General features: G+C 66.6%; 13 protein-coding genes. 10 read left to right on the plus strand and 3 right to left on the minus strand.

The window, feature by feature from the left end; translation table 11 throughout:
* Positions 1-10: 10 nt before the first annotated feature.
* The 3 genes from ACV7JO_RS02260 (at position 11) to ACV7JO_RS02270 (ending at position 3,648) form a co-directional block, all read left to right on the plus strand.
* A complete protein-coding gene (locus ACV7JO_RS02260) occupies positions 11-1,294 on the plus strand; it encodes a tRNA (N(6)-L-threonylcarbamoyladenosine(37)-C(2))-methylthiotransferase (RefSeq protein WP_470354721.1) in 1,284 nt (427 codons plus the stop codon).
* 668 nt (positions 1,295-1,962) lie between these two features.
* Complete coding sequence (locus ACV7JO_RS02265) at positions 1,963-2,739, plus strand: 2-keto-4-pentenoate hydratase (protein ID WP_470354722.1); 777 nt, start codon at positions 1,963-1,965, stop codon at positions 2,737-2,739.
* Positions 2,740-2,886: 147 nt separating this feature from the next.
* Entirely contained in the window at positions 2,887-3,648 is a 762-nt protein-coding gene (locus ACV7JO_RS02270) for an IclR family transcriptional regulator (protein ID WP_470354723.1), read from the plus strand.
* Positions 3,649-3,686: 38 nt separating this feature from the next.
* On the opposite strand, the gene ACV7JO_RS02275 is transcribed toward ACV7JO_RS02270, so the two are convergent.
* The gene (locus ACV7JO_RS02275) at positions 3,687-4,466 is read right to left on the minus strand and encodes a 2-keto-4-pentenoate hydratase (RefSeq protein ID WP_470354724.1); all 780 of its coding nucleotides are present in this window, start codon (positions 4,464-4,466) and stop codon (positions 3,687-3,689) included.
* Positions 4,467-4,604: 138 nt separating this feature from the next.
* Here ACV7JO_RS02275 and ACV7JO_RS02280 point away from each other — a divergent pair, with 138 nt between their 5' ends.
* From ACV7JO_RS02280 to dmpG, 3 genes are all read left to right on the plus strand, one after another.
* Positions 4,605-6,098 carry an aldehyde dehydrogenase family protein gene (locus ACV7JO_RS02280; RefSeq protein WP_470354725.1) on the plus strand — a complete coding sequence of 498 codons (1,494 nt, stop codon included), beginning with the start codon at positions 4,605-4,607 and terminating at the stop codon, positions 6,096-6,098.
* 165 nt (positions 6,099-6,263) lie between these two features.
* Positions 6,264-7,205, plus strand: coding sequence for an acetaldehyde dehydrogenase (acetylating) (locus tag ACV7JO_RS02285; protein WP_470354726.1), 942 nt, complete (start codon positions 6,264-6,266; stop codon positions 7,203-7,205).
* Positions 7,198-8,229 carry a 4-hydroxy-2-oxovalerate aldolase gene (gene dmpG, locus ACV7JO_RS02290; RefSeq protein ID WP_470354727.1) on the plus strand — a complete coding sequence of 344 codons (1,032 nt, stop codon included), beginning with the start codon at positions 7,198-7,200 and terminating at the stop codon, positions 8,227-8,229. The genes ACV7JO_RS02285 and dmpG overlap by 8 nt, the downstream gene beginning before the upstream one ends.
* Before the next feature lie 358 nt (positions 8,230-8,587).
* Here dmpG and ACV7JO_RS02295 read toward each other — a convergent pair whose 3' ends face one another.
* Positions 8,588-8,962 (minus strand): VOC family protein, encoded by a 375-nt coding sequence (locus ACV7JO_RS02295; RefSeq protein ID WP_470354728.1) that lies wholly within the window; start codon positions 8,960-8,962, stop codon positions 8,588-8,590.
* A 101-nt stretch (positions 8,963-9,063) separates the two neighbouring features.
* Here ACV7JO_RS02295 and ACV7JO_RS02300 point away from each other — a divergent pair, with 101 nt between their 5' ends.
* The 4 genes from ACV7JO_RS02300 to ACV7JO_RS02315 all read left to right on the plus strand — a co-directional run bounded on the left by ACV7JO_RS02300 (position 9,064) and on the right by ACV7JO_RS02315 (position 14,075).
* Positions 9,064-10,029: an amidohydrolase family protein gene (locus ACV7JO_RS02300; protein WP_470354729.1), complete on the plus strand. Its 966-nt coding sequence runs from the start codon at positions 9,064-9,066 to the stop codon at positions 10,027-10,029.
* Between the two features lie 123 nt (positions 10,030-10,152).
* Positions 10,153-11,112 carry a VOC family protein gene (locus ACV7JO_RS02305; RefSeq protein WP_470354730.1) on the plus strand — a complete coding sequence of 320 codons (960 nt, stop codon included), beginning with the start codon at positions 10,153-10,155 and terminating at the stop codon, positions 11,110-11,112.
* A 178-nt stretch (positions 11,113-11,290) separates the two neighbouring features.
* Positions 11,291-12,601, plus strand: coding sequence for an amino acid ABC transporter substrate-binding protein (locus tag ACV7JO_RS02310; protein ID WP_470354731.1), 1,311 nt, complete (start codon positions 11,291-11,293; stop codon positions 12,599-12,601).
* A gap of 127 nt (positions 12,602-12,728) precedes the next feature.
* A complete protein-coding gene (locus tag ACV7JO_RS02315; RefSeq protein ID WP_470354732.1) occupies positions 12,729-14,075 on the plus strand; it encodes a methyl-accepting chemotaxis protein in 1,347 nt (448 codons plus the stop codon).
* Positions 14,076-14,250: 175 nt separating this feature from the next.
* Here ACV7JO_RS02315 and ACV7JO_RS02320 read toward each other — a convergent pair whose 3' ends face one another.
* Positions 14,251-15,165 carry a cation diffusion facilitator family transporter gene (locus tag ACV7JO_RS02320; protein ID WP_470354733.1) on the minus strand — a complete coding sequence of 305 codons (915 nt, stop codon included), beginning with the start codon at positions 15,163-15,165 and terminating at the stop codon, positions 14,251-14,253.
* Positions 15,166-15,178: the final 13 nt, after the last annotated feature.

Raw genomic sequence — 15,178 nt, forward strand, 5'->3', positions numbered from 1 at the left:
TAGGGAACGAATGGCCCGCTATCACATCGAGACGTACGGGTGCACCTCGAACAGAGGTGAGACCCAGCAGATAGCGCAGGCGCTGCGCGAGGGGGGCCACCACCCCGCCGACGACGCCGAGTCGGCGGACGTGGCCATCCTCAACACCTGCACGGTACTGGAGAAGACCGAGCGCAACATGCTCCAGCGGGCCAAAGAACTGGACGAGCAGACCCCCGCGGACCTGATAATCACGGGCTGTATGGCGCTGGCACAGGGCGAGCAGTTCCGCGAGGCCGGTGTCGACGCGGAGGTGCTCCACTGGGACGACGTGCCGGGCCACGTCCTCAACGGCGAGTGCCCGACCGTCACGCCCGACACAGAGACGATACTGGACGGTGTCGTCGGCATCCTCCCCATCGCCCGAGGCTGTATGAGCGACTGCTCGTACTGCATCACCAAGCAGGCGACGGGTCGCATCGACTCCCCCTCGGTTGCCGAGAACGTCGAGAAGGCCCGGGCGCTGGTCCACGCCGGCGCGAAGGAGCTACGGGTTACCGGGCAGGACACCGGGGTCTACGGCTGGGACACCAACCGGGGCGAGAGCCTGCTCCCGGAACTGCTCGACCGCATCTGCACCGACATCGACGGCGAGTTCCGGGTCCGCGTCGGCATGGCGAACCCGAAGGGCCTCCACGGCGTCCGCGAGGAACTGGCGCAGGTGTTCGCCCGGCACGACGAACTGTACAACTTCATCCACGCGCCGGTCCAGTCGGGCAGCGACGACGTGCTCGCGGACATGCGCCGCCAGCACAGCGTCGACGAGTACCTCGACGTCGTCGAGACGTTCGACGCTCATCTCGACTACTGGACGCTCTCGACGGACTTCATCGTCGGCTTCCCGACCGAGGAGCCCGACGACCACGAGGACTCGATGGCCCTCCTGCGGGAGACCCGGCCCGAGAAGATCAACGTCACGCGCTTCTCGAAGCGGCCCGGCACCGACGCCGCCGACATGAAGGGGTTGGGCGGGCAGACGAAGAAGGACCGCTCGAAGGCCATGACCGACCTGAAGATGGAGGTGACCGGCGCGGCCTACGAGGACATGGTCGGGCGCACCTCCGAGGTGTTGCTGGTCGAGGACGGCACCGACGAGTCGCTGGTGGGCTACGACGAGGCCTACCGGCAGGTCGTCGTCGCCGACGCGGAGGCCCGCGGGCTCGAACTTGGCGAGTTCGTCGACGTCGAAGTGACGAGCCACAACACCGTCTACGCCTTCGGTGACCCGGTCGAGCGCGCGCCCGTCGCGGACTGACCGCGGACCGGCGCGCCCATCTCACCGACCCGCCGAGCCGACCGCGCTCGGCTAGAGTACCCTCCGGACTACCGAAGTAACCGCGAAGCTCCAGCCGATAGCGAGGGCGAACTGCGGGACGGTCCGGAAAAGCGCCGCCGGAACGGCGACCCAGCACGGTACCGCGGAGACATAGCGTTCCCTTCTCGAACCGGACGATGTGTCGTCACCGAGAGCAGTCTATAGAAAAACAAGCGTATTTAGGCGGAAGATGAGTTCATAAGAGAGAGAAAATGAATACTGCACGAGAATATAAGATAGTATGGCAGAATACACTCCCGGAAGTGACCTATATTGCTGTAAATGTCTGTGGATGTGGTGGGGTCGGCTCTGGACTCACTGCCACGGCTCCCGCGATATGCCCGCGGTCGCGAGCAGTGTAACGGACGTACATCTGTTACCTGAAATTTCCACATTGAAAACGGACGCCAGTGGCCGCGGTCGACACCGGCCGGCAACCCGTTCCCAGCCGTCGCTGGCGGGTCTCGACTGTCGCTCTCGGCCCGGTGGGCGGGGCAGCCGACGGCCCGAACCATCCCGTTTTCGCATCGAAAAAGCGCTGCCGGCGGGGGTGGCGGTCGCCGATTCCAAACACCTTTGCCCCCGGGTACAGTTGTATCACGATGCCAATGGACGAGGACACACGCGAAGCGCTCGCCACGTCGCTGTACGACGCGTTGCGGGCCAACGACCCCATCGACCGCCTCACCGCGTCACACGACCTGACGAACGAGGACGCCTATCGCGTCCAGTCCCGACTCGTCGAGAAGCGCCTCGACGACGGGGCCAGCGTCGTCGGCCACAAGGTCGGACTGACCAGCGACGGGATTCAGGAGCAACTCGGCGTCGACGAACCCGACTTCGGCCGCCTGCTCGACACGATGTTCGTCGAGGGCCGGGTGATACCGGGCGACGACCTCATCGAGCCGCGAATCGAGCCCGAGATCGGCTTCCTCATCGGCGAGGCGCTCGACCCGCCGGTGACGTACCTCGACGTACTCGACGCGACGCGGGGCGTCGTCCCGGTCCTCGAAGTCATCGACAGCCGCGTGCGCGACTGGGACATCCGCATTCAGGACACCATCGCCGACAACGCCTCGTCCGCGCTGTATCTCACCGGCGAGACGGTCAGCGCACACGCCGACCGGGACCTCTCGTTGGAGGGCGTCAAGCTCTACCGGAACGGCGAACTGACCGCCTCCGGCGTCGGCGCGGCCGTCCTCGACCACCCCGCGCGGTCGGTGGCGTGGCTCGCGAACACGCTCGCGGACCTCGACGAGCGCCTCGAAGCCGGCCACGTCGTCCTGAGCGGGTCGCTCACGCCGGCCGTCGACGTGCGCACCGGCGACGTGCTGACCGCGGAGTTCGCCTCTATCGGGTCGGTGACGGCCCGCCTCGACGGGTAGCCGGCGGCCGCCACGTTGTACAGTCACTCCACCTCTCGTTTTCACGTCGAAAATCCGCTACTGTCGGAGTTTCACACCGAAAACTGACGGGGAGTGAATTTTGAGATAGAAAATACATTTAAGTGGATGGGGGCTGTAGCCCAGCACATGCCCCACAAAGCGAACCACCCCGTCCGAACGACCGAGAAGTCCCTGCGCCTCGCGGCGACGTTGCGCGACGTAGACGGCGCGCGCATCCACGAACTCGAGGACCACCTCGACATGACGACGGGGGCCATCCACAATCACCTGAGTACGCTCCGCGAGCACGGCTTCGTCGTCAAGGAGGGCAACGAGTACCGCCTCAGCCTCAAGTTCCTCACCTTCGGCGGGCACGTCCGGAGCGGCTACGAGGTCTACCGGCTCGGCCGGCAGAAAGTCGACCAACTCGCCAACGACACCGGGATGCTGGTGAACCTGATGACCGAGGAGAACGGGCAGGGGGTCTACCTCCATCAGGCAAAGGGGGACTACGCGGTCACGCTCGATACGCACGTGGGCTACCGGATTCCGCTGCACAACATCGCCATCGGCAAGGCCATTCTGGCCTCGCTCCCGCGGTCGTACGTCGAGGAGATAATCGAACACCGCGGGCTGCCGAAGGCGACGGAGAACACTATCACCGACCCCGACCGGCTGTTCGAGGAACTCGAAGCCATCAGAGAGCGGGGGTACGCCACCGAACACGAGGAGCGCACCGAGGGGCTGGCCTGCATCGGCGCACCGATACAGGTCGAGGACGAACTACTCGGGGCGGTCAGCATCTCCGCGCCCACGAAGCGGCTGGGCGACGACAAGTTCGACGACGAGATAATCGGACAGGTCCAGAGTACCGCGAACGAACTCTCCTTGGAAATAAAGTTCAACTGAACGCGGGGCACGCTCGGCCGTCGCGCCGTCGCTCGCGCCTACTCCGCGCGGAGGTCTATCGTGCCGAGGGTGGCGAACTCGACGTTGAACACGTCGCCGGGTTCGACGTCGATGGCGGCCGAGACGCCGCCGGTCATGACGAGTTCGCCCGCCTGCAGTCCGTCGTCGAGTTCGGCGAGCCGGTCGCCCAGCCACGCCACCGCCCGCGCGGGATTGCCCATGATGTCCGCGCCCATGCCCGTCGCCTCCAGTTCGCCGTTGAGCGTCACCGTGACGCTCTCCATGGCGAGGTCGACGTCGCTCAGGTCGTGGAACCGCTCGCCGATGACGAGCCGGCCCGTCGAGGTGTTGTCGGCGATGACGTCCTGCGCCGTGGGGATGGTCCAGCCCTTGTACCGGCTCTCGATGAGTTCGACGACCGGGACGACGGACTCGGTCGCGGCGAGCACGTCGGCCGTCGAGACGGGTGCGGCAACGTCCTCGCCCAGCACCAGCCCGATTTCGGCTTCGAGCCGGGGCGAAATCATCTCGGAGGCGGGAATCGGTTCCTGTTCGAGGACGTTCTCCTCGGAGATGTAGCCGAAGATGGGCTCTTGGATGCCGAGTTGCTCCTGTTTCCCCTCGCTGACGAGGCCGAGTTTGTGACCGATGCCGTCGGTGTTCTCGCGTACCTTCGAGACGACCCGGCGCTGAATCTCGTAGGCTTCCTCGGTCGTCAGTTCCGTCTCGTCGGAGATGGGGTCGACCGGCTCCTTCGTCTCGTAGGCGTCGTACAGCGTCTCTGCGAACTCCGCTAGCTCTGTCTCTGACAGACTCATACACTGCGTTAGCGTGAGTTCTCACTTAGTCTTACCGTTTGGGCGACTCCGCCGGCCGCCGTCGCTCGCCGGGTCGCGGCGGCGTCGCCCGTGACAGTAGCACTTTTATGCGAGTACGGCGATTAGCCGATAGAGACGATGTCAGAACCAGTGACTCCAGACCGCGCACCGGACCTGTCGCCCGACGCCGACTGGAACGCCATCTACGTCGACGGCGAGTGGCGCGCCGTCGAGGACCGCGACCGCATGGCCGTCGAGAACCCCGCGACGCGCGAGGTGTTCGCGCAGGTCCCGGCCGGCACGGCCGCGGACGTGGACGACGCCTACGACGCCGCCAGCGACGCCCAGCAGGCGTGGGCCGAGACGACGCCGGACCGGCGGGCCGAAATCGTCAGGGAGACCGCGACCCTCATCGACGAGTACGAGGCCGAGATTCGGGAGCTACTGGCCGTCGAGGGCGGCAGCACGAAGTCGAAACAGGACATCGAACACGGCGGGACGGTAACCTTCGTCCACGACGCCGCGTCGTTTGCCTTCCGGCGGACGGGCAGGCACAACCAGTCGAAGATTCCCGGCAAGGAGAACATCGTCCAGCGCCAGCCCGCCGGCGTCGTGGGCGTCATTTCCCCGTGGAACGTGCCGCTGAAGCTCTCCATCCGGGCCGTCGCGCCCGCCATCGCGCTGGGCAACAGCGTCGTGTTGAAACCCGCCGACGACACGCCCATCACGGGCGGTCTGCTGCTGGCGCGCCTGTTCGAGATGGCCGGCCTCCCCGACGGCGTCCTCAACGTCGTCACCGGCCCCGGCCCGACAGCCGGCGACCGGACGGCCTCCCACCCCGACAGCGACGTCGTCGCGTTCACCGGGTCGACCGAGGTCGGACGCAAGGTCGGCAAAAACGCCGTCGACCACTTCGCGCTCCCGGCGCTGGAACTGGGCGGCAACAACGCCCACGTCGTCCTCGAGGACGCCGACCTCGACCACGCGGTCGACGCGGGCGTGTTCGGGAGCTTCTGGAATCAGGGGCAGGTCTGCATCTCCATCAACCGCCATCTGGTCCACGAGTCGCTGTACGACGAGTACGTCGAGCGACTGGCCGAGCGGGCCGCCGAACTCCCCGTCGGCGACCCGCGCGACGACGAGAACGTCGTCGGGCCGATAATCAACGAGTCCCAGCGCGACCAGATAGTCGACTTCGTCGAGCGGACCGTCGAGAACGGCGCGACGCTGGAGGCCGGCGGTGACCACGACGGCCTGTTCGTCGAGCCGACCGTGCTCTCGGGGGTCACCAACGACATGCCCGCCGCGTGTAACGAACACTTCGGGCCGGTCGCGCCGGTCATCCCGTTCTCGACCGACGACGAGGCGGTCGAACTCGCCAACGACACCGAGTACGGGCTGGCCGGCTCGGTCCACTCCGCCGACCGCGGCCGCGCCCGCGACGTGGCCGACCGCATCGACGTGGGGATGATGCACGTCAACGACCAGCCGGTCAACGCGGAACCGCACGTGCCCTTCGGCGGGATGAAGAGCTCCGGGACGGGCCGGTACAACGGCGACTGGATAATCGAGGAGTTCACCGAATCCAAGTGGACCTCCGTCCAGCGCGAATCCCGGGACTACCTGTTCTAGGGGCTCCGACCGCACGCGGGACGCGAATCGCTCGTCTTCCGACGAACCGCCTGCCGTCGAAATCCTCTGCTCCGCTGGCGGTCACGGTCGCCGACGCGGCCGGCCGTGACCGGACGGGTTTCCCGTTCCAGTACACCTAAATAGCACAATCGGGTAACCGTTGGTATGGGACTCAAAGCAGCGATAGTCGGGCCCGGGAACATCGGGACCGACTTGATGTACAAGATACTGGACCGCAGCGAGTCCATCGACCTACAGCGGATGGTCGGTATCTTCCCGGTCGAGGAGTCCGACGGGCTTCAGGCCGCCGTCGACGAGGGCATCGACGTCGGGACCGAGGGGATAGACAGCGTCAAGGAACACGCCGACGAGTTCGACGTAGTGTTCGAGGCGACGAGTTCGCACGTCCACGAACAGAACGCGCCGGTCTACGAGGACCTCGGGCTGTTCGCCATCGACCTCACGCCCGCCGCCGTGGGTCCCTACGCCGTCCCGGTCGTCAACCTCGACGACGTGGTCGGCGAGACGCGCAACGTCAACATGGTCACCTGCGGCGGGCAGGCGACCATCCCGATAGTCCACGCCGTCGACCGGGTCGCGGACGTGCGCTACGCGGAGATGATATCCCACATCGCCTCGAAGAGCGCGGGGCCGGGCACCCGGAAGAACATCGACAAGTTCACTCAGACCACCTCCGCCGGGCTGGAGGCCGTCGGCGGGGCCGACGACGGGAAGGCCATCATCACGCTCAATCCCGCCGAACCGCCCATCATGATGCGGAACACGGTGTACACGATGGTCGACGAGGCCACCGATGTCGGCGAGGTGCGCGACTCCGTCGCCGACATCGAGTCCGAGATTCAGTCGTACGTCCCGGGCTACGAGGTGACGCTCGAACCGGAAGTGAAAGACCAAGACGACGTGGCCTTCGACCTCGACGACGAGGTCATCCTCACGACGATGCTGGAGGTCGAAGGCGAAGGGCAGTACCTCCCGCCGTACGCGGGCAACCTCGACATCATGACCAGCGCGGCACTCGGCACGGCCGAACGCATCGCGGCGCAACCGACCGACGCGGGCGCACTCGGGGGTGTCACCGATGACTGACCCGCGGCTCGTGGATATGACGCTGCGCGACGGGATGCACGCCGTCGACCACCAGTTCACGCCCGAGGAGATGCGGGAGGTCGCCGCCGCGCTCGATGCGGCCGAGATGGACGTGGTCGAGGTCTCCCACGGCGACGGGATGGGCGGCTCCTCCATCAACTACGGCATCTCCGCGGCCGACACCGAGGCCTACCTCGACGCCGTCGCCCCGGAGCTTACCGACACCGAACTGTCCGTGCTCCTGCTCCCGGGTATCGGCACCGTCGAGGAACTCGACATGGCCGCCGACCGCGGCGCGGACATCTGCCGCATCGCCACGCACGTCACCGAGGCCGACGTCTCCGAGGAGCACTTCGAGTACGTCACCGACCGCGGGCTGGAGGCCAACGGGCTCCTGATGCTCTCGCACATGGCCGAGCCCGAGACGGTGCTCGAACAGGCCCGACTCATGGAGGCGTACGGCGCGGACGCCGTCTACGTGATGGACTCGGCCGGCGCGATGCTGCCGGCGGACGTGCGCGAGCGGGTGGAGCTGCTGACCGACGAACTCTCCATCGACGTGGGCTTTCACGCGCACAACAACCTCGGGCTGGCTATCGGGAACACGCTGGCGGCGCTGGACGCCGGTGCGGTGACCGTCGACGGCTGCCTGCGCGGACTCGGCGCGGGGTCGGGCAACGCCCAGATGGAGGTGCTCGTCGGCACGCTGGAGAAGGCCGGTTACGAGGTCTCCCCGGACTTCTTCAGCGTCATGGACGCCGCCGAGGACGTGCTGGTGCCGATGATACACGACGACGAGATGCCGAAACTGGACAACGACTCGCTGGTGCTTGGCTACGCCGGCGTCTACTCCTCGTTCCTCCGGCACACCCGGCGGGCCGGCGAGAAGTACGACATCGACCCGCGCGCGATTCTGGTCGAACTCGGCGACATGGAGGTCGTCGGCGGACAGGAGGACCTCATCACCGACGTGGCGAAGCGACTGAGCGAGAGCGGGGCCGCAGCCGCCGAGTCCGACGACTGACGGCCCGCCCGGACGGGCACGGGGCCGTCGCGGTTGCCGCGGCCGGCGGGCCATCCGCTCACCGACCCACGATTCACCGTTCACGACGCCGTTTTCACTGTCCGTCTCCAGAGAGAGTGTCTGCGCTGCCCGAGCCGTTCGGAAGCGCTTCCGGGTAGTGAACCGACCGCTTCTCTCGGCCACACCCGGATTTTCAAAAAGAAAAGGAGTTGGCGGCGGATAACAGTAGTACGGCCATTAGCCGGCGTGTCACGCGCCAGTGGCGACCGGGTCGCCACTGGTGCGTCACAGGAGTCGCCCGAATCGGGCGCGAAGACGCCGAGAAACCCGCTCTCGCGGATATTTTGTACGTGAAAAACTAGTCGAACTCCTCGACCAGTTCGATGCCGTAGCCGTCGGGGTCCTCGATGAAGGCGACGCGGGCGTTCGCGCCCTCGGAGGTGAGCGGGCCGCGACGGAGCGTACAGCCGGTCTCCTCGACGAGACGCTCGACTTCGGCGTCGGTGTCGTTGACGGCGACGGCGACGTGGTCGTAGCCGTCGCCCGGCGTGACCTCCCGGTCGGGGTGGTACTTGAACTGTATCTCGGTGTCGCTCTCGCCGGCGACGTAGACGTTGCGCGCGCCCTCCCCGCTCTCGAATTCGCGGGTCTTCTCCAGCCCGAGCGCGCCGACGTAGAACTCGAGCGTCGCTTCGATGTCCGATACCCATATCGCGCTGTGGAGCACGTCCATACACTGACGATAGCCACAGCGGCACATAAATCGCCCGGACGCCGCCCGGTGTGTGGTTTTAAGTCGTCCGTCGCTCACTGTACGGACGTTCACACGACGCCATGACTACGACTATCGACGCCTTCACGCACGCGCTGACCGAGGAGTTCTACGAGACGCTGGTCGAGAACTACGAGTTCTCCGGGCTGAGCGGCCGGCCGGCGTTCCTCTGGGACACGGAGCAGCGACTCGCCGACATGGACGAGTACGGCATCGACAAGCAGGTCGTCTCGATGGCTCCGCTCCCGTTCTGGAAGGGGCTGGACGACGAGAGCGCGCTGGAGATAACGCGCCTCGCCAACGACGAGATACGGCGGCTCGCCGACGAGCACCCCGACCGTATCATCCCGGTCGGGACGGTGCCGAAGGTGACCGACGACCTGATGGCCGAGTTCGAGCGCTGCACCGAGGAGTTGGACCTCGCCGGCGTCCAGATATTCTCCAACATCGACGGCAAGCCGCTGGACCGGCCGGAGTTCGAGCCGCTGTTTGCCACGGCCGAGCGGACCGACACGCCGCTGTGGCTCCACCCGCAACTGCACGAGTGGTACGGGTGGGCCAGCGAGTACATGGACCACCGGCTGTTCGGGTGGCCCTTCGACACGACGCTGGCCCTGTCCCGGCTGGTCTTCGGCGGCGTCACGCAGGCCTACGACTTCGACCTCGTCTCCCATCACGGCGGCGGCATGGTGCCGTACTTCAGCGGCCGCATCGACGGCTTCTACGAGACGCGGATGCAGTACCCCGAGAACTACGCCGACACGGACCTGCCGGACCTCGACCAACCGGTCAGCGACCACTTCGGCGAGTTCTACGCCGACACGGCGCTGGGCGGTGCCGTCTCGGCCCACGAGTGCGCCCACGACCTCTTCGACGACACGCTCGTGTTCGGCACCGACTACCCCTTCGGCCCCGACCGCGGCCGGGCCGGCATCGAGTCCGGCCTCGCGGCCGTCGCGGAGATGGACGTCGACGAGGGGACCCGCGCCGACATCGCGGCTGGGAACCTACAGGCCCTGCTGGACTGAGCGCCGGTCCCGTCCGCGTCCGCTCGTCCGGGCGGCCCCGACCTGTCAACGGGGGAAGCGACACACAAATATACCTCTACAAACAATCGTGCTGATGGACGACGGAAATTCACAGATTCGATTATGACATCACCAATCGCCAAACTCGGACACGTCGCCGCGTACACACCGGACTTGGAGGAGTCGCTGTGGTTCTTCAGCGATGTCCTCGGACTGCAGGTCGTCGAGAACGACGGGGAGACAGCCTACCTCCGCGGGATGCGGGACTGGGAACACCACTCGCTGCGCCTCACCGAGGCCGCGGAGGGCGGCGTCGACCACGTCGCGTTCAGAACCCACAGTCAGGAGGCCCTCGATGGTCTCGCCGACCAGTTCGAGGCCGCCGGGACGGACGTGGAGTACCTCGACGCCGAGGAAACCGACGCCGGACAGGGCAGCGCCGTCCGCATCGAGCAGTTCGGCCACCCCTACGAGTTCTACTACGAGGTCGAGAAGCCCCAGCCTCCGGAAGGCAAGCGCTCGAAGCTCAAGAACCGCGGCTACAGCGAGTCCGTCGCCAACCGCATCGCGCCCCGCCGCATCGACCACGTCCACGTGCAGGACGGCGGCGAGGCGGCGGTCGAACACGCCGACTGGCTGCAGGAGGCGCTGGGGAACCAACTCAACGAGCGGTACTGGACCGACGACGGCGAGCCGTGGGGCTGGTGGCTCTCGGTCACGCCGCTGCCACACGACATCGCCATCCACCGGGAACCCCCCGAGACCGACGCGCAGTTCCACCACATCGCCTACCACCTCGACAGCCTGCAGGACCTCTGGGCGGCCGCCGACGTACTCGCGGAGCACGGCATCGAACTCGACGGCGGGCCGGGTCGCCACGCCATCACCCGCGCGGACTTCCTCTACGTCCGGGACCCAGCGAGCGACGTCCGGGTGGAGCTGTTCGCCGGTTCGGGCTATCTCAACTTCGAACCCGACTGGGACCCCATCGAGTGGCAGGAGTCGGAGATAGGCGGCGAGAACAGCCACCAGTGGATAGGGCAGGGGCCGCCGTGGGACGGCCTCGACTACCGCCGCGAGTGAGCCCGGACCCGGAACCGCGGCGGTTCTCCCCGGCTTCGCACCGGTAGCAGACGACCGGCGGTCGCGCTTTCTCGGTCGTACGACGGGCCGCCAGCGGCGCGGTTCGCGGCCCGTCTCGCCGACTGCTGGCGGAAGTTTTATGATTAATGACTGAGGATGAGGAGTCGTAGCACGACCCATGACATCACGACGGACGTTCATCAAAGGCAGTAGCACCGCGGCTATCGTCGGTCTCACGGGACTCGCCGGCTGCAGTAGCTCCGGCGGCGACGGTGGCGATGGCTCTTCGGGCGACGGTTCCTCCGGCGACGGCGGCTCGGGGGGGTCCGACGGGGACACCACCACCGGCGACACCGGCGGGGGTGGCGGGACGTACACCATCGCCGCGACGGTCCCACAGAGCGGGGCGTTCTCCGCGCTCGGGCCGGACCTCCGGCGGGGGTACGAGATGGGTATCGAGCGGATGAACGCGAACGGCGGCGTCGCCGGTAACGAGGTCGAACTCATCCTCCGTGACGACGAGAGCGACCCTCGTACCCTACAGGAGAAGCTCAGGACCGTACTCAGCAACAACGACGTGGACATGATATGGGGGAGTTTCGCCGGCGTCCTCGTCATCGCGACGAGTTCCATCGCCGAGCGCGAGGGGATTCCGATGCTCGGCGTCGCCTTCTCCGACGACGAACTCCACGCCGAGAACGGCTTCGAGTGGACCTTCGCCCCGTTCCCGAAAAGCAGCGACCACGTCAGGGGCACCCGAAGCCTGCTCGACACGATTCCGGAGGCCGAACGGCCCTCGAACATCGGTCTGTGGGTCCCCAACACCGACTGGAGCATCGAGATGGCGGACTTCTGGGAGGAGGAACTGGCGAGTTCGGGATACGAGACGGTGTTCCGCGCGAAACACCAACTGCACGCCCGGGACTTCAGCACGCTCATCTCCCAGTCTGAGTCGGCCGGCGTCGAGGCGCTGTTGGGGACGCCCGCGCCCGACGGCGGCATCACCGCGATGAAGCAGATAAATCAGTCCGACTTCACGCCGGATTTCATCCAGTTCACCCGCGCCGCGGACACCTCGGGGTGGAACAGCGCGCTGGGCGCGGCCGGCCGCCACGTCGTCATGTCGCCGGGGTGGGTCCCGGGGCTGACCGGGAACGGCAACGAGCAGATGACCCAGACGTTCCGCGAGAAGTACGACGTCGCACAGAGCGACCTCCCGCCGGTGATGCTGGGCGCGAGCTACAACCTCACGCAGGTCGCCGAACAGGCGATAAACGCCGCCGGGAGCACGGAGAAGTCGGCCGTGCAGTCCGCGCTCCAGAGCAACTCCTTCCAGACGGTCGTGGGGGAGTTCAGCTTCGACGACGTGGGCCGCCCGGACGGGCTGACGACGCCGATGGGGCAGTGGATAGACGGGAACCAACACCTCGTCAACCCGGAGACCGACGGCGAGGCGTACCGCGACCTCGTCTACCCGATAGAGCGGTGACGGAACGGGCGGGAGCGGGCGGATAGGGCACGGAACGAACGAGGCGCTCGGTGGCATCCGAGTATCAGATGCGATACTCCACCCGAACCGTTTTTGGGCTTCTCACGCCAGCATACGTACACGAACAATGAGTGAGGTAAGCGAACCGGCCGGTGTAGCGGCACCGTCGCTGTACGACCCGCCGGAGGACGCCGACGAACTGGAGCGGGCCCGCGACGAGCGGGACTTCTGGAAACACATGTTCGAGGACCTGATAGAGCGGTTCCCCGAACCGGTCCTCACCATCGACGACGGGGGCCGCATCGCCCACTGGAACGAGGCCCACGAGGAACACATCGGTCTGGACCGTTCGGAGGCGCTGGGCGAGGTCGCGAGCGACCTCATCGGGACCGCCGACGTCGACGAGATACTCGCCGACGAGGTGTTCCGCGAGGACCGGACGATTCGGGAGGACGACGTTCGGACGACCGTCGACGAGGACGGCGAGGAGTGGCACGTCCGGGCCGCGGGCCAGCCGCTGCACGCCCCCGACGGAACCGTCGTCGGGGCGTTCGAGTACGTCAGCCGGGTGACCGACCTCGTCGAGCAGCGCCGCCAGATAGAGCGGATTCAGGAGCAACTCAGCACCGACGTGAGCACCGCCGTCTCGTCGTTGCTGGACCGCTCCAGAGAGGTCGCCGACAGCAGCCAGTTCATCGAGGAAACCACCGACGAGCAGGTCTCCCGCCTCGCGGCGGTCAGCGACGAAGTGACGGACCTGAGCGCGACCGTGGAGGAAATCGCGTCCAGCGCCGAGGAGATAAGCGAGGAGAGCGGCCACATGGAGGAGTTGGCCGTCGAGTCCCAAGCGAAAGTCGAGGCGGGGCTCGACCGGGTCGACGAGGTGGCGGACGCGGCCGACGACCTCTCGGAGAACGCGGCGGCGCTGGAGTCGACCTTCGACGACGTGGCCGACGTGATGGAGGTCATCACCGACATCGCGCAGCGGATAAACCTCCTCGCGCTGAACGCCAACATCGAGGCCGCCCGGAGCGCCGACGGCGGCTCCGGATTCACGGTCGTCGCCGACGAGATAAAACAGCTGGCCGAACAGACGAGTCAGGAGGTCAGCACCATCGAGGCGGCAATCGAGGAGATGGCCGCCGTCACCGACGCCACCACCGACAGCGTCGAGCGGACGACGACGGCCGTCGGCGAGGCCGTCGAACAGCTCCACGTCGTTGACGAGAACCAAGCCGACATCCGCTCGGCAATCGAGGAGACCAAACAGGGTATCGAGCAGATAGCGAGCGCCACCGATTCACAGGCCGTCTCGGCCTCCGAGGTGTCGACCATGGTCGACAGCGTCGTCGAGGAACTCGAAGGTATCACCGACGAGATAAGCGACCTCGCGGACGCGAACGAGTCGATGACCGAGGAAGTCCAGCACGTCCAACGACGTGTGCAGGAAGTCGAGACGGAGATAAACAGTTGATTTGTGGCTTCTCGGAAATACGAATCTATTTTGCCAACTTTCGAAACTATTGCGTGACATATCGGACTGTAAACGACGAAATAAGCCTATAAATGCAGATACGAATTCGGAATGGGGGAAGATAAAAAGATAAAACACACTCTATGTGGGGAAAATGGGAATGTGGACGTAAAAGTCATCCGCCGTCGGCGAGCCGCTCCACTTCGTCGTCGTCTTTCCACTCGCCGAGTTCCCTCGGGTCGACGTGGACGAACACGTCGTCGACTTCGGGGATATCCTGCACCGAGTGGATGACGGCCGTCTCGATGTCGTGGGCCTCGTAGAGCGTGAGGTCGCCTTCGACCTCGATGTGGAGGCTCACGTCGATTTCGGGGCCGACGTAGTGGGCGATGACGTCGTGTGCGCCCTCGACCTGCGGGTGTTCCAGCGCCCGACCGAGGATGTCCCGTCGCAGGTCCTCGGGCGGCGCGGCCCCGACGAGGTAGCCGACGTTGTCCCGCACCACCTCGACGCCGGTGTAGAGGATGCCGACGGCGACGACGATGGCCGCGAGCGGGTCCGCGAGCGGATAGCCGGCGGTCGCGCCGGCCACCCCGACCAGCGCCGCCCCTGCGGTGAGGATGTCGTTGCGGTTGTCCTTGGCCGTCGCCACGAGGGCGGGCGAGTTACTGCCGTCGCCGACCCGCAGGCAGTAGCGGTAGAGGCCGTACTTCACGACGGCGGTGAGCACGAGGACGCCGGCGGCGGCCGGGCCGCGCGTGACCGCCACGTCCCCCGACAGCACGGCGAGGGCCGACTGCCAGAGCACGACGCCGCCGGCGACGAAGATGCCAGCGGCGACGAACAGCGAGACGAACGGCTCGATGCGCTCGTGGCCGTGGGGGTGTTCGAAGTCCGGCGGCCGCGTCGTCAGGTACAACCCCGCGACGACCACCAGCGAGTAGACGGCGTCGGCCGCGCTGTTGACCGCCTCGGACTGGACGGCGAGGCTCCCGGTCGCCATCCAGACGCCGCCTTTCAGCGCCGCCAGCGCGACGTTGACCCCGAGGACGAGCAGGCCGACCCGCCGGAGCGTGGCGCGGCGCGACATCGTTGGCCGTCGT

It is taken from the genome of Haloarcula sp. MBLA0138, from assembly GCF_055632455.1.